Genomic DNA, 20,816 nt, shown 5'->3' with positions numbered 1-20,816 from the left:
GTAACTGTCATGTATTCAAGGCGAGATGCTCCCGATCCAGCGCGAAATCGAAAATTCTCAAACATTAAAATATGAGACTAGTTATCTCGATTTTTATAGTCAAGGCTTGAATTTTGATTTTTCTATGCCATAAATGGAATGTTCCGGTTCATTTTTTAACCATTCTTTAACATGGAGTGGTTGAAGCGTTACCAAAAACACGGAGCAAAAATTTTCCACTGAACGTTGGATTGCTTGAATTTCAGAGCGTGATGATTGAACGCAGAAGGCTCTGTTTGAGAACGCAAATGTGGGCATGCCAGCGTAAACGTTTGAGCGACAGCCAACACAAAGGAGTGCGAGCATGAGCAAAAATCGGGAAAAACTCACGCGGCGAGATTTTATGAAGGTGTCAGCCCATTTTGGGATGACCTCCACCCTTATCGCAGCAGGTACTTTGGGAGCAGGTGCCACGGTATCTTCACTGGCACGAGCAGCCGAAAATACCCAAAAGGAACGCTATTCTGCGCCACCGAAATTTCAACTTAAATTTGGTGCGTCCGGGTTTAACGAGAAGAACCTTGATATTCAAAAGTCGGCGCAGCTTTTCTTTGCAAGAGATCTGGAGGAGCGGACAAACGGCGCAATTCGCGTTGAGTTCATTGGCAGCAATCAGATATGCGGGCAAACCAATTGTGTGAAGAAGACACAGCAGGGCATCATCGATATGTATTCTGCCTCAACCCAAAACTCAGCGGGTGGTGCGCCGTATCTCAATGTGTTGGATTACGCCTACATGTTCCCTTCCCGCGCCTCTCAGTTTCATTTTTTCTACAGCAAGAAAAGCGAGCCCCTGTTTAGAGAGCCGTTGCGCCAGCGTCATAAAATGCAATTCCTGTTTACCCATTGCGAGCTGCGAGGTATCCAGCTTGGCTTGAAATGGAAAGACAAGCCTCTCGTCACGTCGATCGACCAGTTAGCGGGCACGAAAAACCGTGTAACGGGTACGCAACTAGGGCGTATCGCTATGCAGTTGATGAACCTCAACCCAGTACCGATTGCTTGGGAAGAAACCTTGGATGGTCTGAAACAAGGGCTTATCGACGGGGCAGAAACTTGGATGGGGGCGGTGGCTTATGCGGGTATGGCACCAGTGGTATCGCAGTGTGTTGACCTGAAATTCTTCTCGGGGACTGAGCACACGGCTATGAGTCTACCGGTGTTTGATAAGTTGGGATCCGACCTTCAGGATGATGTGATGGAGTCTGCGTATGTCGCTCAGATTTTCACACAGGGCATGAATGAGGCGGCACTGACTGACGTCATCGGTGCAACGAACCCGCCACGTGCGGGCACCATCTTCGCTGAAAACAACACCCGAGTTGCCACTTTGTCTGATGCTGAACTTCGTAAAGCGGAAGAAATGTGTTCACCAGAGTTTAACCCAGAACCTTGGGAACAGTGGCGTGACCGTTTGAATAAATGGTCCGGCGGACACGATACCTACCAAGAAATCTACGATATTGCGCGAGAAATTCCGCGCGACACTTCCGCTGTTAATGTGCCGCCACAACGCTGGTGGATAAGCTAAATAGGGTCGCACAGTGTCTGCTTGCTGATGTGAAACCACATCCGCAAACAGGCCTGTGCGTGTCTTTACTTCAAACTCTGTGAGGTCAGCATGAAACCGCTACAAACCTTGCTCAAATGGTTAGATGAAAACACTGAAAAGGTCATCATCTTGATCACCTACTCAAGTATGGCTGGGATAATTTTTGTAGAGGTTGTTCGGCGGTTTCTGTTCAACCAACAAGTGCCCTGGAGCACGACAGTGCCTGTACTGCTTTTCTTGTGGGTGACGTGGTTTGGTGCTTCATACAACATCAAAAAACGTACGCATCTAGCGTTAACCGAAATTCGTTCGCGACTCTCCTACAAACATCAATTTTACTGCTTGGTTTTGGATGCGGTGCTCTGGATTGCCTTCGCCATCATCGTGATCTATCACGCAACGAGTCAAACCTACATTGCTTATGACAATTTCGCCATTGTGGGTGGAACGGATGATGTCATGGAGTGGTGGTTTTACTTAGCAACGCCACTTGCTTGGGGGCTGATCGTCATTCGTGTGCTGCAGAATCTAGCTCAAGATATTAGGCAATATCAGCGTAAAGAGCCTTTCGTGCTCCAAGCATCACTACTGGATTAGGAGCAGGATATGGAAGACGGCACTCTCATTACGCTGATTTCTCTCGGTGTCACACTGCTATTTATCATCGGCGTTCCCATTTTTCTTGTGATTGGTTTTTGGGTTGTAGGATGTAGCCTCGTTATCGATTTTACCCTTGCCAACATTGGCGTGACCTTATTTGAAGGTTTGAACTTCTTTGGCTTACTGGCCTTGCCACTCTTCATCATGACAGGAGACTTAATCAATGCTGCCGGTATCGCCAAGCGCATGTCAGATTTTGCCTATTCCATTTTAGGATGGGTGAGGGGGGGCTTGGGAATGGCCACCATTGGTGCGTGCGGAATGTTCGCCGCTATTTCCGGTTCCAATGCAGGGACAACTGCGACCATCGGTTCCATCATGCAGCCAGAGATGGCGAAGAATAACTATGATGAGCGTTTTGCTGCTGCCACCGCTGCGGCGGGCGGCACAGTGGGCATCATTATTCCGCCAAGTATCATCTTCATTGTTTATGGCTTCCTGCTCGATCTTTCGATCAGCGATTTGTTCGTTGGTGGAATGTTACCTGGCTTATTGATGGTTATTGCAATGCAGTTGGCGTGCTACATCGTCTGTAAGAAGAATGGATGGGGTAACCTAATCAAGTTTGAGCCCAAGCGTATCTTTCAAACCGGTTTAAAAGCCTACCTCGGCTTAATTGCCATCGGAATAGTGATATACGGCATCTATTCCGGAGCCTTTTCTCCGACTGAAGCAGCCGGTGTCACGGTGGGTTTCTGTTTGATAGCGGGCGTGCTGATCACGCGACAAATCAAACTGCGCGAATTGCCGAACATCTTACTGCGTTCAGGGCAAATCACGGGCATGTTGGCACCACTGATCGCGATATCCGTTGTGATGCAACAGTTGCTTTCCCTCTTGGGTGCTGGTGAAGTGGTGCGTGGATGGATGTCTGCCATTGGTGACCCGACGTTTGTTTTGATTGCCTGCATGATGTTGGTGTTGTTGGCCGGAACGGTGTTAGAAAGCCTGCCCAATACCATCATTCTTGCGCCTATTCTGGCGCCAATTGCTTATAGCGTGGGGGTGGATCCGATTCATTTCGCGGTAATCTTCTTGGTTGGTGATGCCATTGGGTTTATCACGCCACCTTATGGATTGAACTTGTATGTTGCCAGCGGGATCACGGGAATACCGTATTTCACCATTGTGAAATACGTAATGCCTTACCTGTTTGCACTGATGGTGGCATGGATGATCATCGCTTTCTGGCCGCCGCTTTCGACCTATCTTGTGCAGTTTTCAGCTGTGGGTTAGGGAGCCCGACCTTAAAATCTATTGCTGTGCTGACAAATAAAAACGGCGCTGTTATATAGCGCCGTTTTTACTTTTTACTGTTAATGGGGGCATTCATTCTCAATACGCTATCTTGAGGGAACCCTGATGAATGAAGCTACCTCCTGGATCTTAGGGAAAACCTCTTTAATTAAGCGATTTTCATCCCATTCGCTCGTTTTAAATATGGCGACAATGCAGGCTATTATTTCCTTGTCGTAATTCAGAATGGGTACAGAAATATTTATCTTTCCATGGCTTATCTCTTGATTGGTTATGCAATATCCATTTTGCTTAAACTTCTGCACTTCATTCTTAATGTCTTCTTCATTTGTCATCGTCAGCGGCGTGAATGGTCTTTTGATTTCCTTCTCCAAGATAGAGTCGACCTTATTATCATCAAAAGTGGAAAGGAAAATTCTGCCTGAACTTGTACAGTAAATGGGGACAGTAAAGCCCGGATAATCGTTGGGATAGGCTTCGGTGATGCTTTGTAACGGAATGAGATAAACCACTTTTTCTTGATGGTAGACACTGACGCCAACGCGCGCATCCAGGTTCTGACGCAGATTGACAATGTGTGGGTTGATGGCGCTCACCAGATTGTTCTGACTAAGGTAACTACTTGCTGGAAGGAGCATTTTTAAGGAGAGCTCATATCGCTTTGAGGTTGGATTTTTCGTCAGGTATCCCAGCTCCTCAAGGGTATAAACATATCGTTGGACTGCGCTTTTCCCCATCCCCGTGACCTGAACAAGTTCGGTCAAACTCATGCTTTGCGTGGTCACATCAAAAGCTTCAATGATTTCAAAGGCTTTCTTAACTGAGCCAACAAATAAGCGATTCTCCATCCTCTAAATCCTCAGAAATAAGACATTAGAACGCAAGATCTGGTTTGCGATCGTAACCTGATCGTTATAGGGTTGTTAACGAAGTAACACAATACACAACAAAGTATTGCAATGCAATATTTATATGGAGGTAAATATCATGAAGTATCTATTCGCTACGCTATTTGCTGTGCTTTCTATTGTCGCTAGCTTTACTCAAGCTGCTGAATGGCCAAAGAAAACAATCAAATTAACCGTTGGTTATGGAGCCGGTGGAACAACGGATACAGTGTCGCGTGTGTTATCCACCGAACTTGAGAAAAGTCTTGGTAAGAAAGTTACTGTCATCAATAAGCCGGGAGGTGGCGGGTCTGTCGCGGCTGCGTTGTCGAAAGCGCAACGCCCTGACGGATATTCTATTTTCACACTGACGACAGGCGCGGCGGTACTCTCTCCCCATATGCAAAACCTGCCTTATGATCCGTTAAACGACTTTTCTTTCATCTCTCAAATTGCCCAATGGAACCTTGGAATAGTGGCCCCCAAGGATGCGCCGTACTCATCTATTCAAGAGCTTGTTGAATATGTGAAGCAACATCCGGGCGAAGTGAGTTACGCCATTGCTGGTGCCGGTACTCCACAACACCTTGCTATGGAGCGTCTCGCGCAACAAGAGTCGTTGAATTGGAAGGCGATCCCGTTTAAAGGCGGTGCTGCAAGTGTTACGGCACTCTTGGGTGGGCATGTTGATTTGATGGCTGGAGCGACGGAGTGGCTGCCTCAAGTCCGTTCTGGTGAATTTAAACTCCTTTCAATCATCACAGACAAGCGAATGGCTGAGTTCCCAAATGTGCCCACCTTGATTGATGCAGGTTACGACATCTCCGCGCCTTCTATTTTGGGTATTGCGGGTCCAAAAGGGATTCCCGATGAAGTGGTAGAGAAACTTGCAAGCGCAATACAAGTTGCGACAGAAAGTGGGGACTTCAAGGAGATTATCGAAAAACTGGCTATGCAGGTGAACTATCTTGACGCGAAGAAATTCGAGAAGAACGTGACAGAGACGTTCCACAAGCAAGGCGAAATCATTCAGCTCTCTGGGCTAGGGAAATAGCCCAGTATTGAGAGCAGGAAGAGTAGAGCAGGAATTCAGGAAAGAATGATGAATCAAAAATCAAAGGACAGATTGTCAGCAGTGGTGCTTGCCATTATTGCTGTGTTTATAGGTGCCACATTAATACCAGGACAGGTTGAAGATACTCAATCTATCGCGTTGTCACCGAGGTTCTTCCCATACTTTGGTTGTGCGTTGGTTGGTATTGGCGCAGTTTTTCTGTTTATAAGCAGCTTTGATAAAGCCGCTGGTGAGCACGAAACTGCCGCTTCAAAGCAGAGTGTTGGGACATGGTTTCGACCTCTTCTTACTGTCCTTGTGATAGTTCTGTTTATCAGTGTGTTTGAAACATACGGCTTCATCCTTTCTGTATCAGCAATGATGTTTCTGCTCTTTCTCATCAATGGAGTACGACGACCAGCGACGCTAATCATCATACCGGCTCTGGTCACTCTCGCGCTCTATGCACTGTTTGTCATTGGACTGGGAATGTCCGTTTAAACCAAGGAGGGTGGTATGGAAGGCGAGATCCTTCAATCTGTTGTTTCAGTTTTTTCTGTACTCAATCTTGTCGCTATTTTTGTTGGTGTTGCATTTGGCATCTTTATGGGTGCAATCCCGGGGTTAACTGGCACCATGGGGATTGCATTGATTATTCCATTGACCTATGGATTTAGCCCTCTAACAGCGTTTTGTGTTTTGCTAGGGGCTTATAAGGGGTGTCTTTTCGGGGGGAGTATCCCCGCCATTTTATTAAATACACCAGGTTCTCCTGCAGCAGCGGCGACTGTTCTGGATGGCTATCCTTTGGCTCAAAAAGGACGAGGAAGCGAGGCGATGGGAATGGCGCTATGGGCGTCCGTTATTGCCGATGTTATTGCCACTGTCATATTGGTTTTGGGCGCTGTTTCCCTTGCGAAGCTGGCAACTAATTTTGGACCGCCGGAGTTCGCAACCCTAGTACTTTTTGCGCTTCTTGTTGTTGCTGGTGTATCGGGTAATTCACTTTCCAAAGGTCTAATTACCGCTTCACTCGGCTTTCTTTTTGGGACCGTCGGGCTAGACCCGATGGTGGCCACCCCAAGATTCACTTTTGATAACGTCAATTTGATGAATGGTATTTCGCTGATGGCGATGCTGATCGGTTTATTCGCCGTTTCTGAGCTCCTGATACAAGCAGAAAATTTGGTTGAGAAACAGACAGCGAAACAAGCCCACGACAAAGCCAGTTCATCTATTTCATGGTTTCAAATCAGGGGGAGCTTAAAGACCATCTGCAGAGGCTCATTCATTGGTGTTGTGCTGGGGGCGATACCCGGATTGGGAGCAACGCCCGCGGCGTTTCTGTCCTATTCCGAGGCAAAAAGGAAATCGGCGACACCCGAGAAATTTGGCCAAGGAGAGTTAGAGGGAGTCGCTGCCGCAGAGTCAGCGAACAATGCTACCTGCGGTGGTGCTTTGATTCCTCTGCTCGCATTAGGTGTGCCAGGAGATGTGACAACCGCTGTTCTGATGGGAGCCTTCCTGATACATGGCTTGGCGCCTGGTCCTGCGCTTTTTAGTGAAGATATTTCGTTGATTTATTCACTGTTCGTCGTGCTTTTTATCGCATCACTGTTTCTACCTCTTGTTGGTAAGGTCGCGATAAAGCTGTTTTTTCAGATTACAAGAATCCCTCAAAGTGTCTTGCTGCCCATCATCGCCGTGTTTTGTGTTGTTGGTGTTTATGGGTTCAACAACAGCACGGTCGATCTCTGGATTATGTTGGGGTTCGGCTTGCTGGGTTACGTCATGCGAAAGCTCGATTTTCCTCTTGCCCCAATGATGATTGGCTTTGTTCTTGAGCCTGTGGGTGAACAAGCAGTGCGTCAGGCGCTCACCCTGTCTGAAGGGAATTGGCTCATCTTCGTCTCTACACCACTTTCTGTGTTGTTTTTAGCTTTATCAGTCATATCTGCGGTAGTGATTTTCCGTCGTAACACGAATAAAAATGGAGTTTAACAGTGAGTCTGTCTCAATCATCCTCGTGGAATATTAAGAAGAAAGTTGTTCGTACGCACCGAGGTGTGGTGACGTCACAAAGCCGTATTGCGTCAGAAATTGGTGCAGAGGTTCTAAGAAAAGGCGGAAACGCAGTGGATGCGGCAATAGCAACATCGTTCGCCTTAGGCGTCGCGGAGCCCTGGATGAGCGGTATCGGTGGTGGCGGCTTTATGGTGATTCGTTTAGCTAAAACTGACGAAGTTAAGGTGATCAACTTCGGTATGAAGTCCCCTAAGAATCTTAACGTCGAAGATTATCCGCTTGTTGAAGGTTCAGCGACAGATTTGTTTCCTTGGACTCGCGTCCATGAAGACAGGAATGTGACGGGGGCGCTCGCGGTTGCTATTCCTGGCCAAGTGGCTGGAATGGGGTTGGCTGCTGAGCATTTTTCATCTCTTCCCTGGAAAGCACTGATTGAGCCTTCCATAGACCTTGCTAAGAAAGGGCTGGTCGTTGACTGGTATGCACAGTTAGTTATTTCTTCCGTCGCCAAAGATCTGGTGCCGTTTAAAGCGTCTGCGGAAACGTTTTTGGATTCTGGTCTTTTCCCTAAATCTTCAGCGTGGACGTCTCATTCATCAAACGTCTGCGATCAGTCACGTCTGGCTAAAACGCTGGAAACCATAGCGGAAGAAGGCTATCAAAGTTTTTACCGCGGGGAGTTAGCAAGAACTATTGTCAATGAACTCGCTGCAGCAGGAGGCCGGCATAGTTTGGAAGACTTTGAAAGTTACACAGCTACTCTGCAGACTGCGGATAAATACAGTTATCGTGACCATACCATATTTGGTACGCCGTCAATGACTGCCGGTCCAACCTTAAAACGCACTTTTTCACTGATGGAGAATTGGCAGCCAGAGGGCAATTCTCCTGACTCAAAAGCCTACCAGGTCTACGACACTGCAATTAGGTTAGCCAACGAAGAGCGCTACCGCTTAATGGGAGATGAACGTAAGGAAGTAGCACCTAGTTGCACGACACATTTTAACGTTGTTGATTCTGAGGGAAATTGCGTATCGGTAACGCAGACACTGCTTTCCATTTTTGGCTCCAAGTTGATGTTGGGAGACAGTGGCATTCTTATGAACAATGGCATCATGTGGTTTGATCCTGAACCTAACAAGCCAAACTCGCTTGCTGCTGATAAAAGATGCTTGGCGAATATGTGTCCCACCATTCTCAAACGCAACGATGGTCACTACTTTGCGCTAGGCGCATCGGGTGGACGTAAAATCATGCCTGCTGTAGCGCAACTTTCCTCGTTTATCTTGGATTACAAGATGGATATAGAGAAAGCGATGTGTATGCCAAGGATAGATACCAGCCTCAGTGAGCTCACGATTGTGGATGACACAATGGATGAAAGCCTCATTGAAGATTTAAGGGGAACAATACAACAGGTCAAATTAGCCCCGAGGACGATATATCCGTTCAACTTCGCTTGCCCAAGCATCATTTCGAGTCAGGTTGTAGGTGGCCAACTTGAGAATGCTGGCATCACAGAGGTGATGTCAGCCTGGTCAGATGCGATCAAAGAATGAAAGGCGTGATGGGTGGCAGAGGATGAGTGAATTCTTACTAAAGCTAAACGACGGAGATTTGGTTGCACTTGTTGTTCTCTTTTTGTCTCTATTTCTTTATGAGCCTATAAGTAAGGCGATATTTGGGAAGAATATTTCCAGCCAAATGATGTTGTGGAGAAAAGCGTGGGCAACCCAGATGCTCTGGCGCCATGAGAGAATTACGGATGTCAGTTTGGTGCGAGGATTGATTCACAATGTGTCTTTCTTCGCTACAACGACCGTTTTTGTTATTAGCGGCTTAGTTGCGCTATTAGGTGCAAGCCACTCAATCACCGAAAAGTTAAACTCTTTTTCTTACTTGAATGGCACGACAGAGGAGGCAGTGGTTTTAAAAATAACGAGTTTGTTAATTATCATGGTGATTGCGTTTTTTGAATTTGCGTGGTCTATGGGTTTACACGCGAACTCTTTGCTTATGCTGGGGTCAGCGCCAGAGCCTAGTGAAAAGGATTCAAAAGCGACGAGCCTCGTTGTCAACAAACTCTCCGAAATGAGCGTGCTGGCCTCTTACCACTTTCAATATGGTGTGCGAGCTTATTACTTTGGAATATCCTCACTGGCTTGGATTATCCATCCTTATGTTTTCTATGCTGTTTTCCTGATTGTTATTCTTATTATTTTGAGAAGAGAGTTCTTTTCAAGAGCTTTCGATATCACGTCAATGGAAGACATCGAATGGCCAACCTCAGACTCCTCAACGGGGAGTCGTTAGGATCGGCAAGTAGTTGGAATATTAGTATTTTTGGTGTGTACCGGTAGCATCAAGAATCTTCACCCCAGCTTTCTTCTTCTATCTTCGCAAACGCGAGAGATGCCCTTTGTAGTGCAGGGAGGAAATGTAAGGCTTGGTCGGCTTTGAGTCGCATGATAGGTGCCTGAATGGCGACAGCGAGATTGGATTTTCCGCGCTTGGATGGCACAAGAACCGCGACACACAACAATCCGGGTAGGAACTCTTCGTTGTCGATGGCATAACCGCAGGCACGAACGTTTTCGAGCTCTTCCTCCAAAGAAGCCAGATCAGTGATCGTTTTTTCAGTGAAGGCGGTCATTTCAGAGTTACCAAGCAGCCTGCGGCGCTGGGAAGGGGTCATATTTGCCAGAAACAGTTTACCTGTTGCTGAGCAGTGAACGGGGACTCGGGAACCCGGGTGCAAATGGAAACGCAATGGAGCTTCCGTTTCTACGCGGTCAACGTAAATGACCTCACCGCCGGACAGGGATGTCAGGTTACAGCTTTCACCCACTTCATCTCTTAATTGGCTCAACAGGTTGTGTCGTGCGCTGTGCGTGGTGGAGTTGAGCAAGACATTCTCTGCCATATGACGCAGTCTTGCGCCTTTGCCATAGTGTCTGTCGTCACCGTCGCGCTGGATGATACCTGCACTTTCCAGCTGTTGAAGCATTCTATGCAGTGAAGGCTTGGGGATGTTGGTTTCTTCGGTGAGATCTTGTAGCGAGAAAAATTCGTCTTTTTTAGCGATAAGTTCCAGCAATGAAAATAGACGTAATGTTGGCGTGTCGCCGTCCACAGCAGCCAGATCAGATTTGTTCTTCGTTTTCATGGTTCTCCCTTATTCCATACCCGCCATATATATCAAAATTCTGGAAAATGACAACAAACCATCTTGAAAAATGAAATCCTCTGCCATTTATCCCGCTTCGGCGTTGGCGACTAAATCACGATTTTCATGACCTCCTTTTGCCATAAGATCTTCGTACTGATTCTGCAATCAGTGTGATGACATCGTTGAAAGTCGCACTATCAGGTTGGAAGTCGATATCTAAGGTTAAATTGAGTGGGTAAAAGCGGCTAAGGTCCACACCCACACCCAGAGCAGTGATGATATCGCCCTGTTTCTCTCGGCTTGCTATGACTTGCTTGAGGTGGTTATCCAAATAGAAGTCGTCATTGGTCAGGTTGGTGGCGGTATCTATCGGACTACCATCAGATATCACCAGCAATAGATGTCTCGAGGTGTCTATCTGACGCGACCTTGCGCATGCCCATTCAATCGCTTCGCCATCAATACCTTCACGGAAAATATCTCCCTTCATCAATGCCGCTAGGTTTTTAGAGCCTTGGCGCCAATGTGTTCCAGCATCTTTGAAAATCAAATGGCACACTTCGTTCATTCTGCCTGGCATTGCGTGCCTACCGGTCATTAGCCATTTTTTGTAAGGCCGTCCGCCATTCCAAGCACAGGTTGTGTATCCCAGAACTTCAGTAGGCACGCCACCAATACCTAGTGCCCTGACCAGCCCATCAACGAGATGGATTATGCTTTCCATGTGTTGCCTCATCGAACCTGAGCAGTCAATCAGTATGGTGACAGCGCTGTCAGGACGTTCAACGAAGTGTTCTTTGATAAATACGCGCCTTTCCATAGGGGATGAGACAACCTGTGGAAGGCGGCTTCCATCGATGTAACCTTCCTCCTCCTCAAATTGCCAGCCGTCGCGCGTTTTTTGGTTCAAACAAAGCAATAGGCGTTTGGATATTTCCCGAAGGTTCAGCCCCAGATGAAGAAAGCGTTTATCAAGATGTGAGCGAAATTCTGCGATCTGCGCTTTTCTCACCAAGCTGGATGCGTCGATCTCGGTATCGAATTCACGGTTAAAAACCCGATATTGAAGGCGGTGCATTTCAAATGATTTGCTGTTTCCCCCTGTGACTGAAGAGTAGGTATTGTCGGCTTCTATATCCGTGCTGAGTAACAGGGGAAAAGCACTGAGGATCTGCTCACTCCTTTCATTGTCATCTTCATTGTTCTCACACTCACTCACCATGTTGGACACTTTCTCAGCCAGTGATAGAGCGTGTCGGCCGTAAAATGTTTGATGGTCTTTATTGCGACGAAGACCTGCCAGTTCTGAACCCAGACAGGGTGTGATACCAGCGCGGGTCGCCTCTATTAAATCTTCAATTTTTGGGTCGATGGGCGTTGAAAACAGGCGTGAACGGACAATCTGTATCACAGTGAAAATTAAGATACCGAGCTTTGATTCCACCAGATTCGCGTGCAATGCGAGCCTGCTCCAAGCGTCAAACCGATAGCGAATATTTTGTTGTGTGCCTGGCTGGTGGTTGCTCCTGAGAAGAGCTTCTGTGCGAAATTGTTCCAGGAGGTCAAACAGCATGCCCGCGACAGGGTCTGCAGGCATGCTTGAGCGGTGAACGTCAGCATTGCTGAACAACAGACGCGCTGATATTGCATCAGCCCGTCCGCGCTGTGCTTGCGCATCATGGTAAAGATCATGAGCCTGTAAGTGAGCGGCCGAGATCGGCACATACACCGCTCCATTGTAAAAATGCTCACCACGAAGTTTGAGCTCCGAGTTGCCCGTTTCCGATCGGATGGTTGCCAGAATCAGTTCTCGTCTGCGCTGCTGGGCTCGGGTAAAAGGTGCGGGCGCGGGGTGGTGAGCGCGACTCATCTTTCAGCACCCGTTAAAGCGGAGTCTTCCTCTATGAATTCCGCATTAAAACAGCGTTGATAAAGCTCGTTGATGATTGGCCATTCAGCTTCATCACATTTATTGAGGAAGGTGAGGCGGAAGGCAGTTCTAGGGTCACTGAATATTTCACAATTCTCCGCCCACGTAATCACGGTTCGTGGCGACATTAAGGTTGATATGTCACCGGTTGAAAACGCTTTGCGTGTCAGGTTGGCAATCTCAACCATTTGAGCCACCAGCTTTCGTCCGCGTTCTGTGTTTTTTGATGGGACACGCGCAAGAACAATCTTGGCTTCTGTTTCTGGCTTGAGGTAGTTCAGAGTGACAACCAGATTCCATCGGTCTATCTGGGCTTGGTTTAATACCTGAGTGCCATGATACAGGCCCTGCAAATTGCCTAAACCGACAGTGTTGGCTGTGGCAAACAGGCGGAATGAAGGGTGAGGCTCTATCACCCGGTTTTTGTCAGTCAGGACAAGCTTTCCGTCTTTCTCAAGTAAGCGCTGAATAACAAACATGACATCAGGTCTGCCGGCGTCATATTCGTCTAGGATCAGCGCAATCGGTCGGGCCGCAGACCAGGGCAGAATACCGTCTTGGAATTCGGTGACCTGCTTTTCGTCTCGGATCACCAAGGTATCTTTTCCTACCAAATCCAATCGACTGATATGCCCATCAAGGTTAATCCTCATGCAAGGCCAGTTAAGCCGGGCTGCAACTTGCTCAATGTGGGTGGATTTACCCGTGCCATGTAGCCCTTGAATCAGTGTTCTCCGGTTGTGAGCGAAGCCCGCGAGAATCGCACTGGTCACTTCTGGATTGAAGACGTAGTCAGGATCGATTTTGGGCACCAGGTCGCTGGTGCTGGAAAAAGCGGGTACAACTAATCCTGTATCGATACCGAATGTTTCTTTGGCCGACACCTGGATATCGGGTCCTTGCATCATCGTCCTCTCCATTTTTCCTCCGTTATTAAGCCTTTAGCGAGCCTTCTTATGTCTTGTTTTTACCAACGAGGCGATTTCTCGCTGGTGAGACTTTCGATATCAAAAATTCCGTTATTTAAATTTTTGGTTGACCAATCCCGAAACATGGCATTAACTAAATTTCAAATTCCGTATAACGAAACATTTAATTCCATAATATGAAATTTAGCAAGGAGAACGTTATGAGTGAATCATCGATGCGCACTGTTGTTGAAGGTCCAACCAAGATGACGCCATCAGAAGCATTCGTGGAAACACTGGTCGCAAACAACGTCACAACGATGTTTGGCATCATGGGCTCTGCATTCATGGATGCGATGGATATCTTCGCGCCTGCGGGTATTCAAATGATCCCGGTCGTTCATGAGCAAGGTGCAGCGCACATGGCAGATGGTTACTCACGTGTATCAGGGAATCATGGGGTGGTGATTGGACAGAATGGCCCAGGAATCAGTAATTGTGTGACTGCGATAGCAGCAGCTTACTGGGCACACAGCCCAGTGGTGATGATTACACCGGAAACAGGAACCATGACCATGGGGTTGGGCGGATTCCAAGAGTGTAATCAGCTGCCAATGTTTCAGGAATTTACTAAATACCAAGGACATGTCACTCACCCAGCAAGAATGGCGGAGTACACAGGACGCTGCTTTGACAGAGCCATGAGCGAAATGGGCCCAACGCAACTGAATATTCCGCGCGACTATTTCTATGGTGAAATCACTTGTGAAATTCCAAAACCTGCCCGTTTAGACCGTGGTCCTGGCGGTGAGAAAAGTTTGAATGAGGCCGCTGATATTCTCGCTGAAGCCAAGTTTCCTGTGATCATTTCCGGTGGCGGCGTGGTAATGGCTGACGCTGTAGAAGAGTGTAAAGCGCTTGCTGAGCGTTTAGGTGCGCCAGTGGTAAACAGCTATCTGCACAATGACTCTTTCCCTGCTTCACACCCACAATGGTGTGGTCCATTGGGCTACCAAGGCTCAAAAGCGGCGATGAAATTGATCGCGCAAGCAGACGTTGTTATTGCGTTGGGTTCCCGTCTGGGTCCATTTGGCACCTTGCCACAACACGGTCTCGATTATTGGCCGCAGAACGCCAAAATCATTCAGATTGACGCTGACAACAAAATGCTGGGATTGGTGAAGAAAATTTCAGTCGGTATCTGTGGTGATGCGAAAGCGGCAGCGGTGGCACTGACTGAACGGTTAAGTAGCCGAGAGCTGGCTTGTGACAGCAATAAAGAAGCGCGTCTTGGCATCATGAAACAGGAAAAAGATGCCTGGGAAAAGGAGCTGGATGAGTGGACGCATGAAAAAGACGCTTTCAGCCTCGATATGATTGAGCAAAACGCGAATGAAACGCCATTTTCCGGTGGCGAATACCTCCACCCGCGCCAAGTCCTGCGTGAGCTTGAAAAAGCCATGCCTGAGGATGTCATGGTCTCTACCGACATTGGCAACATCAACTCCATTGCTAACAGCTACCTAAGATTCGAAAAGCCCCGCAGCTTCTTCGCGGCAATGAGCTTCGGTAACTGTGGTTACGCTTTCCCAACCATTATTGGCGCCAAAATGGCAGCACCAGACAGACCCGCTATTTCTTACGCCGGTGACGGTGCGTGGGGAATGAGCCTGGTTGAAACCATGACCTGTGTACGACACAACATTCCAGTCACCGCAGTGGTATTCCATAACCGCCAATGGGGCGCGGAGAAGAAGAACCAGGTTGATTTTTACAACCGTCGATTTGTGGCGGGCGAATTGGATAACCAAAGCTTTGCAGAAATTGCACGCGCTATGGGGGCAGAAGGCGTCACTGTGGATCGTTTGGAAGATGTTGGTCCGGCACTCAAAGCAGCCATCGACAAACAAATGAACGAAGGGAAAACCACCGTGATTGAAATCATGTGTACTCAGGAGCTGGGAGACCCATTCCGCCGTGATGCGCTGTCTACACCTGTTCGCTTCCTCGAAAAGTATCAGGACTACGTTTAACCGCGTGTCGCGAAGTCGACAGCACCGAGAAGGAAAATTCTTTAAATAAAGAGTGAGTGTTTGGCTGAGTGCGATCGGCCAGACCTCTTTTAAAAATTAACCCGAGACAGATTTCAAAAATAACAAGGTTGAGCTTAAAGCGCTGACCGACGATGAAAAGGAGTTTTAACGTGAACAACCCTATGACTCAGGCAAACCCAGATGCCATTACCACCGATTTTTTGGATGCGTTTTCGAAAGCGTGGAATGATCATGATGTTGAAGCACTGATGACATTTATGACGGATGACTGCGTTTTTCTTACGGCAGCCGGTAGTGAACTGCAAGGCACGACTATTTCAGGGTTTGATGCCGTCCGCGATGCATTTGAGCAAGTTTGGAAAACCTTTCCTGATGTGTGTTGGAAAGATGCAGAGCACACGATTTTATCCGGGGGCAAAGCCATCACTGAGTCTACTTTCTGTGCAACAAAACCAGATGGCAGTCGGATAGAAGCGCGCATGGTGGATGTGTTTACGCTCCGTGACGGCAAGATTGCAGTGAAAAATGCCTTCCGCAAAGACAGACCTGCCTTAGTGGTTTGATTGTTGTAGCAATTGATATCGGAGCAAGCAATGGAATCAGCCAGTCAAGAGATATCTGGTGTCGAAAAGGAGCTCTCACGCTCCCCGACGCCAGCAGTTGATGCTTATGACCCCGCCTACGATCCCCTTGTGGATGCGACGCCAGGAAAGGGTAGGGATTATTCTCCTTCATATTGGATTGGGACAGCGGGTGCGCCACCGGAAGATGATGGCCCACTGCCCGGTGATACTGATGCCGATGTTGTGATCGTCGGTTCGGGGTTTACCGGACTGACCGCTGCTATTTTTCTGGCAGAAAACTATGGCATTAAAGCGACTGTTCTAGAGGCGAACCGCACCAGTTGGGGTTGCAGCACCAGAAATGGTGGTCAGGCTCAATGCGCTTCTGGCCGGCTAAAGCGCTCACAGTGGATAGAGCGATGGGGGTTAGATACGGCGCTTCGCATGCATCAAGAGTGTGTAGATGGCATGGAAACGTTCAAATCGTTGATCAAAGACATCGATTGTGATCCCCAGCCGGGTGGACATCTCTATATTGCGCACCGAGCGAAGGTGATGCCAGGGCTAGTCAAAGAGGCGCAACTGCTTCGTAAAACGTTTAATTATGATGCTCAAATCTTTGATGCCCAGACCGTAAAAGAACAATACGTCAACGATGTGGAAGCAGCAGGGGCGTTGCATGAACCCGAGGGGATCGGCATACATGCGGGCAAACTGGCCTTTGGTTATTTGAAGAAGGCACGCGCTTTAGGTGTGAAAGTGCACCCTGCAAGCCCAGTTACCGGGTGGGAAACACGAAAGGGTATCCACTACCTTCAAACACCGCATGGCACGGTAAAAGCGCAAAGCGTAGGCATCGCAACGGGGGGCTATACCTCTCAATCGCTGCATCCTCAGCTGAAAAACCGCTTGTTGCCCATACTGTCTAATTCCATGGTAACCCGGCCTTTAACACCCTCAGAAATTGAGGCGTGCAATTTCAGAACAACGCAGATCATCACAGACACCCGTGTTCTTCGGCATTACTACCGGTTACTTCCTGATAACCGGCTACAGATTGGATCGCGTAGCGCCATTACCGGTTTTGACGCGCCAAAACAGAAGTATGAGGACAAGCTCTATACGGATATGGTTCGAAAATTCCCTGCTTTGCAAGGCATTGGTATCGACTACTCGTGGTGGGGTTGGGTGGATGTGAGCCATGACATGATGCCGAGGATTTTCCAACCAAACGAATCTGAGACCCTTTATTACGCATTGGGTTATGGCGGCAATGGCGTGATGTACTCCGCGCAAGCTGGCAAACGGTTAGCGCAGTGGATTGCGGAGGATACCAAAGACCTCAATCTTCCTATTTTCCAGTCAAAGTTGCCTTATCCAAATGTGAGAGAGCTTGTTGAATCCGAATACTTTGCACCGTTTCGACGGCTAGGGCAGCGATTCCTATACCGTTGGTATCACTTAAAAGACGAAGTGCTTTAGTGATGTAGGGGCATGTATTCGAATCAGAAATTGATAGACGCTCGCTGCAGCGCACCTGCTTGATGGAGCCAAGCATGACGCCAAACCAGCTGTAAACGGAGAATTCAGTTGGTTTGGGACAATAACATCGAAATCTAGAGCAACGTTTTGCCGCCTGCATTGGGTGGCTAGCACCCGAGGAAAGTCAGAACCAATACATTAATTAAAGAGGTTAAGATCATGAAATTAATTCGTAGTAACGTCCTCGCTATTGTCACCGCTTTCAGCATGGCGCTGACCACTCCGCAGTTATACGCTCAAACATTCAAAATGGCGTTGGGTGATGCTGCTGGTGGTACACAATGGGAACTGGGTAAAACGTTTGCTGAAAAACTCAGTGATAAAACGGGTGGTAAAGCTAAGGTTGACCTCTTTCCCAATGGCCAGTTAGGTACCGAGCAAGACACAGTTAACAATGCAGCTATCGGCTTGCTTGATTTCTCTGTGTTGGCCATCAACAACGTGACGCCTTTTTCTCCCACTGTTGGCCTGTTGACTATGCCTTACGTGATTCAGTCAGCCGAAGAGGCGAGACTGCTGACGCAAGGCGACATCGGTAAAGAGCTAGTAGAGAACACCATACGTGATGCAGGCGTCAGAATTGTTGGTTGGGCGTATTCAGGTTTCCGCGTTCTCACCAACTCTAAACGCCCTGTCAAAACGCCTGAAGATCTCAAAGGTCTGGTGATCCGCGTTCCCCGAAATGAAATCATGATTGCTTCCTATCAGGCGCTGGGTATTAACCCTACACCCATGGCGTGGTCAGAGACCTTTACCGGCCTCCAGCAAGGTGTGGTTGATGGTCAGGACAACCCTTACATCACTATTTCTGCCATGAAATTCAATGAAGTACAGAAGTACGTGACCAATATCCGTTACATCTTCTCGATGGAGCCTCTCATCATCAGTGAGTCGGTCTTCCAGGACCAATCACCCGAAATGCAAAAGGCGATTTTAGAGGCGGGTCAGGAAGCGACGGTACATAGCTTTGAGTTTCTTAAAGATACCGAAGATCGCATCAAGAAAGAGCTGGTAGCAAAAGGCATGGAAATCGCCGAACCGGCTGATAACGAGAAGGAATGGATTGAGAGTGTAACAACTGTTGTTTGGCCGAAGTTCTACAGCAGTATTGGTGGTAAAGAAAAACTGGATAACGCACTGAAACAGCTCGGTCGATAATCGAAATACCCGTCGGGCACTGAACGTGTCCGACGGGTTAGCTATTGAACTCACCCTTGAAGCCTGAACGTTGAGAGTAAGAGCATGTCGATAATGTTAACAGTGCGTCGTCACCTAAACAGGATTGAAGAATACATCTGCTGCTTGTTTCTGGCGGTATTTGTCACGCTTTTGTTTACGCAGATCTTGGTTAGACAGTTTTTCCAATACTCCATTCCTTGGGGTGATGAAGTCGCGACCTATTTATTCGTTTGGTTTACCTATTTAGGTGCTGTTGTCGCAGCAAAAATGTCTGCTCATAACCGAGTCTCTTTCCACTTTAACTACTTTCCACCCATCGTAAAAACCGTCTGCGAGACGATCGCCGATCTGCTCTGGATTGCTTTCAATCTGTATTTTGTTTACCTGAGTTATGACTTTGTTTTCAACAAGATGAACTTGTTTTGGAAGTCTCAAACCACCGGTATCCCAATGAAGTACATCTACATGATTCTGCCCATCGCGTTTTTGCTGATGTCGATACGGATTCTATGGAATGTTATCGATCGCTTAAAAGGCATTGAACACGATGACCCAGAGGCAGAAGAGATCCGCAAGCTCAGCGAAAAAAAGATGGATATTCCCAAGCTGCCATAGGCCCGGCGGTGACAAGATAGCGAGAAGGGATTCAACCTTATGGAAGCCTATTTAACACTCATTTTATTTGGTGGTTTTTTAGTTCTGCTGGTGCTTGGGGCACCTATCACCGTTTCTTTGGCTGGCGCATCGATGGCGGCCTACCTGATTTTGGATAAAAACCCTATTGCACTGGTGCAAATCGCATTCACGTCTGTCGGGAACTTTCCACTGATGGCACTGCCATCTTTTGTTTTGGCCGGAGCCTTGATGGAAGCCTCTGGTATATCACGCCGATTGGTCGATATTGCAGAAAACATGGCAGGCCCGGTAACAGGCGGACTTGGTGCTGCAACGGTTTTTGCCTGTCTTTTCTTCGGTGCGATATCCGGTTCAGGGCCAGCGACCACGGCAGCAGTGGGCATGCTGATGATTCCTGCAATGGTGAAACGCGAATATGAAGCGAGCTACGCGTCAGCGGTGACAGCCGCAAGCGGCGGTTTAGGGATAATCATTCCTCCGTCCATACCTATTGTCATCTTCGGTATCTCTGCGATGGGGTTGATGGCACCGCCAGAAGCGATATCCCTGCATGGCGAGTTTGATACTGTCTCCATCCCCAAATTGTTTATAGCAGGTGTTGTTCCCGGACTGATCATGGCGACAACCCTGATATTGACCAACTACTACATCTCAAAACGTCGTGGCTACAAAGGCTTGATGGAGTCCTGGTCTCTTCCTGACATCAACCACTCGTTGCGTCGGGGTGTTTGGTCGATTCTTGCGCCATTTCTGATACTGGGCGGGATCTATAGTGGCATTTTCACGCCAACCGAGTCGGCAGTGGTGGCGATTTTCTACTCACTGTTTGTGGGGTTCTTTTTACATAAAGAACTGAAATTTAAGAATGTGCTTAAGTCTTTGACCACTACAACATGGATAACCGGCCGGGTTCTTTTGATTCTCTTCGCTGCCACGGTTTTCGGGCGTCTTCTTATCGAGCAGCGAATTCCGGTTCATGTGGCTGATGCGCTATTGAGTGTCACGGACAACATGTATCTGGTTTGGGCATTGACCATCATGCTACTGCTCTTTATCGGCATGTTTATGGAAACCCTGGCGGCGATAATGATCATTGTGCCTGTGCTTCTGCCCATCATGTACATGCTAGGCGCGGATCCAACGCATGTTGGCATCGTGGTGATTTGTACCTTATCCATTGGCTTTGCGACGCCGCCATTGGGAGAGAACATTTTTGTCGCGTCCGGTATCGGCGGTTCGAGCGTCGAGCAAATTACTTCAAGAATTCATCCCTTCGTTTTTGCCTCGGTGCTTGGTGTGTTTGTTATCGCTTTCTTCCCACAACTCACCCTATGGCTTCCTTCGCTGGTGGGCCCATAAAG

18 protein-coding genes are annotated in these 20,816 nt (G+C 47.9%); 14 read left to right on the top strand and 4 right to left on the bottom strand.

All coding sequences use genetic code 11. The features are described 5' to 3' along the window. Window positions 1–406: 406 nt before the first annotated feature. The 3 genes from RN22_RS04205 to RN22_RS04195 all read left to right on the top strand — a co-directional run bounded on the left by RN22_RS04205 (window position 407) and on the right by RN22_RS04195 (window position 3,487). Window positions 407–1,570: a TRAP transporter substrate-binding protein gene (locus RN22_RS04205; RefSeq protein WP_046303252.1), complete on the top strand. Its 1,164-nt coding sequence runs from the start codon at window positions 407–409 to the stop codon at window positions 1,568–1,570. 90 nt (window positions 1,571–1,660) lie between these two features. Beyond that, window positions 1,661–2,188: a TRAP transporter small permease gene (locus RN22_RS04200; RefSeq protein ID WP_046303213.1), complete on the top strand. Its 528-nt coding sequence runs from the start codon at window positions 1,661–1,663 to the stop codon at window positions 2,186–2,188. Between the two features lie 9 nt (window positions 2,189–2,197). Then, window positions 2,198–3,487 (top strand): TRAP transporter large permease, encoded by a 1,290-nt coding sequence (locus tag RN22_RS04195; protein WP_002538689.1) that lies wholly within the window; start codon window positions 2,198–2,200, stop codon window positions 3,485–3,487. A 107-nt stretch (window positions 3,488–3,594) separates the two neighbouring features. Here the strand turns inward: RN22_RS04195 and RN22_RS04190 are convergent, their stop codons facing one another. Beyond that, entirely contained in the window at window positions 3,595–4,356 is a 762-nt protein-coding gene (locus tag RN22_RS04190) for an IclR family transcriptional regulator (protein WP_046303212.1), read from the bottom strand. Between the two features lie 139 nt (window positions 4,357–4,495). On the opposite strand from RN22_RS04190, the gene RN22_RS04185 reads away from it, so the two are divergent. The 5 genes from RN22_RS04185 to RN22_RS04165 are packed head-to-tail and all read left to right on the top strand — an operon-like array spanning window position 4,496 to window position 9,787. Beyond that, the gene (locus RN22_RS04185) at window positions 4,496–5,449 is read left to right on the top strand and encodes a tripartite tricarboxylate transporter substrate binding protein (RefSeq protein WP_046303211.1); all 954 of its coding nucleotides are present in this window, start codon (window positions 4,496–4,498) and stop codon (window positions 5,447–5,449) included. Between the two features lie 45 nt (window positions 5,450–5,494). After that, complete coding sequence (locus RN22_RS04180) at window positions 5,495–5,950, top strand: tripartite tricarboxylate transporter TctB family protein (protein ID WP_231590843.1); 456 nt, start codon at window positions 5,495–5,497, stop codon at window positions 5,948–5,950. Between the two features lie 15 nt (window positions 5,951–5,965). Further along, entirely contained in the window at window positions 5,966–7,450 is a 1,485-nt protein-coding gene (locus tag RN22_RS04175; protein WP_046303209.1) for a tripartite tricarboxylate transporter permease, read from the top strand. A gap of 2 nt (window positions 7,451–7,452) precedes the next feature. Beyond that, entirely contained in the window at window positions 7,453–9,033 is a 1,581-nt protein-coding gene (locus RN22_RS04170) for a gamma-glutamyltransferase family protein (RefSeq protein ID WP_046303208.1), read from the top strand. Between the two features lie 22 nt (window positions 9,034–9,055). Then, a complete protein-coding gene (locus RN22_RS04165; RefSeq protein ID WP_046303207.1) occupies window positions 9,056–9,787 on the top strand; it encodes a DUF599 domain-containing protein in 732 nt (243 codons plus the stop codon). Window positions 9,788–9,836: 49 nt separating this feature from the next. On the opposite strand, the gene RN22_RS04160 is transcribed toward RN22_RS04165, so the two are convergent. The 3 genes from RN22_RS04160 to RN22_RS04150 all read right to left on the bottom strand — a co-directional run bounded on the left by RN22_RS04160 (window position 9,837) and on the right by RN22_RS04150 (window position 13,493). Next, entirely contained in the window at window positions 9,837–10,640 is an 804-nt protein-coding gene (locus tag RN22_RS04160) for an IclR family transcriptional regulator (protein ID WP_046303206.1), read from the bottom strand. A gap of 124 nt (window positions 10,641–10,764) precedes the next feature. Then, complete coding sequence (locus RN22_RS04155) at window positions 10,765–12,513, bottom strand: aerobic cobaltochelatase CobT subunit (protein ID WP_046303205.1); 1,749 nt, start codon at window positions 12,511–12,513, stop codon at window positions 10,765–10,767. Then, complete coding sequence (locus RN22_RS04150; RefSeq protein WP_046303204.1) at window positions 12,510–13,493, bottom strand: AAA family ATPase; 984 nt, start codon at window positions 13,491–13,493, stop codon at window positions 12,510–12,512. Before RN22_RS04150 ends, RN22_RS04155 begins: the two co-directional genes overlap by 4 nt. Before the next feature lie 209 nt (window positions 13,494–13,702). On the opposite strand from RN22_RS04150, the gene xsc reads away from it, so the two are divergent. The 6 genes from xsc (at window position 13,703) to RN22_RS04120 (ending at window position 20,814) form a co-directional block, all read left to right on the top strand. After that, the gene (xsc, locus tag RN22_RS04145) at window positions 13,703–15,514 is read left to right on the top strand and encodes a sulfoacetaldehyde acetyltransferase (protein ID WP_046303203.1); all 1,812 of its coding nucleotides are present in this window, start codon (window positions 13,703–13,705) and stop codon (window positions 15,512–15,514) included. 152 nt (window positions 15,515–15,666) lie between these two features. Beyond that, window positions 15,667–16,098, top strand: coding sequence for a nuclear transport factor 2 family protein (locus tag RN22_RS04140; protein ID WP_046303202.1), 432 nt, complete (start codon window positions 15,667–15,669; stop codon window positions 16,096–16,098). 30 nt (window positions 16,099–16,128) lie between these two features. After that, a complete protein-coding gene (locus RN22_RS04135; RefSeq protein WP_046303201.1) occupies window positions 16,129–17,580 on the top strand; it encodes an FAD-dependent oxidoreductase in 1,452 nt (483 codons plus the stop codon). A 219-nt stretch (window positions 17,581–17,799) separates the two neighbouring features. Next, window positions 17,800–18,798, top strand: coding sequence for a TRAP transporter substrate-binding protein (locus RN22_RS04130; protein ID WP_002538703.1), 999 nt, complete (start codon window positions 17,800–17,802; stop codon window positions 18,796–18,798). Window positions 18,799–18,882: 84 nt separating this feature from the next. Continuing rightward, entirely contained in the window at window positions 18,883–19,434 is a 552-nt protein-coding gene (locus RN22_RS04125; protein ID WP_046303200.1) for a TRAP transporter small permease, read from the top strand. A gap of 39 nt (window positions 19,435–19,473) precedes the next feature. Beyond that, complete coding sequence (locus RN22_RS04120) at window positions 19,474–20,814, top strand: TRAP transporter large permease (RefSeq protein ID WP_046303199.1); 1,341 nt, start codon at window positions 19,474–19,476, stop codon at window positions 20,812–20,814. The last annotated feature ends 2 nt before the right edge of the window (window positions 20,815–20,816 follow it).

The sequence above is a fragment of the Grimontia sp. AD028 genome (genome assembly GCF_000973155.1).
GTDB classification, from domain to species: domain Bacteria; phylum Pseudomonadota; class Gammaproteobacteria; order Enterobacterales; family Vibrionaceae; genus Enterovibrio; species Enterovibrio indicus.
Note: the sequence above shows the minus strand (reverse complement) of the source record. Positions and strands in the feature narration are given on the sequence as shown.

Bases quoted from the DNA above. Each gene is read 5' to 3' on its own strand.
- RN22_RS04190 (WP_046303212.1), bottom strand. From the start codon at position 4,356: ATGGAGAATCGCTTATTTGTTGGCTCAGTTAAGAAAGCCTTTGAAATC.
- RN22_RS04120 (WP_046303199.1), top strand. From the start codon at position 19,474: ATGGAAGCCTATTTAACACTCATTTTATTTGGTGGTTTTTTAGTTCTG.
- RN22_RS04135 (WP_046303201.1), top strand. From the start codon at position 16,129: ATGGAATCAGCCAGTCAAGAGATATCTGGTGTCGAAAAGGAGCTCTCA.
- RN22_RS04130 (WP_002538703.1), top strand. From the start codon at position 17,800: ATGAAATTAATTCGTAGTAACGTCCTCGCTATTGTCACCGCTTTCAGC.
- RN22_RS04165 (WP_046303207.1), top strand. From the start codon at position 9,056: ATGAGTGAATTCTTACTAAAGCTAAACGACGGAGATTTGGTTGCACTT.
- RN22_RS04140 (WP_046303202.1), top strand. From the start codon at position 15,667: ATGAAAAGGAGTTTTAACGTGAACAACCCTATGACTCAGGCAAACCCA.
- RN22_RS04195 (WP_002538689.1), top strand. From the start codon at position 2,198: ATGGAAGACGGCACTCTCATTACGCTGATTTCTCTCGGTGTCACACTG.
- RN22_RS04200 (WP_046303213.1), top strand. From the start codon at position 1,661: ATGAAACCGCTACAAACCTTGCTCAAATGGTTAGATGAAAACACTGAA.
- xsc (WP_046303203.1), top strand. From the start codon at position 13,703: ATGAGTGAATCATCGATGCGCACTGTTGTTGAAGGTCCAACCAAGATG.
- RN22_RS04160 (WP_046303206.1), bottom strand. From the start codon at position 10,640: ATGAAAACGAAGAACAAATCTGATCTGGCTGCTGTGGACGGCGACACG.
- RN22_RS04155 (WP_046303205.1), bottom strand. From the start codon at position 12,513: ATGAGTCGCGCTCACCACCCCGCGCCCGCACCTTTTACCCGAGCCCAG.
- RN22_RS04125 (WP_046303200.1), top strand. From the start codon at position 18,883: ATGTCGATAATGTTAACAGTGCGTCGTCACCTAAACAGGATTGAAGAA.
- RN22_RS04185 (WP_046303211.1), top strand. From the start codon at position 4,496: ATGAAGTATCTATTCGCTACGCTATTTGCTGTGCTTTCTATTGTCGCT.
- RN22_RS04205 (WP_046303252.1), top strand. From the start codon at position 407: ATGACCTCCACCCTTATCGCAGCAGGTACTTTGGGAGCAGGTGCCACG.
- RN22_RS04150 (WP_046303204.1), bottom strand. From the start codon at position 13,493: ATGGAGAGGACGATGATGCAAGGACCCGATATCCAGGTGTCGGCCAAA.
- RN22_RS04180 (WP_231590843.1), top strand. From the start codon at position 5,495: ATGATGAATCAAAAATCAAAGGACAGATTGTCAGCAGTGGTGCTTGCC.
- RN22_RS04175 (WP_046303209.1), top strand. From the start codon at position 5,966: ATGGAAGGCGAGATCCTTCAATCTGTTGTTTCAGTTTTTTCTGTACTC.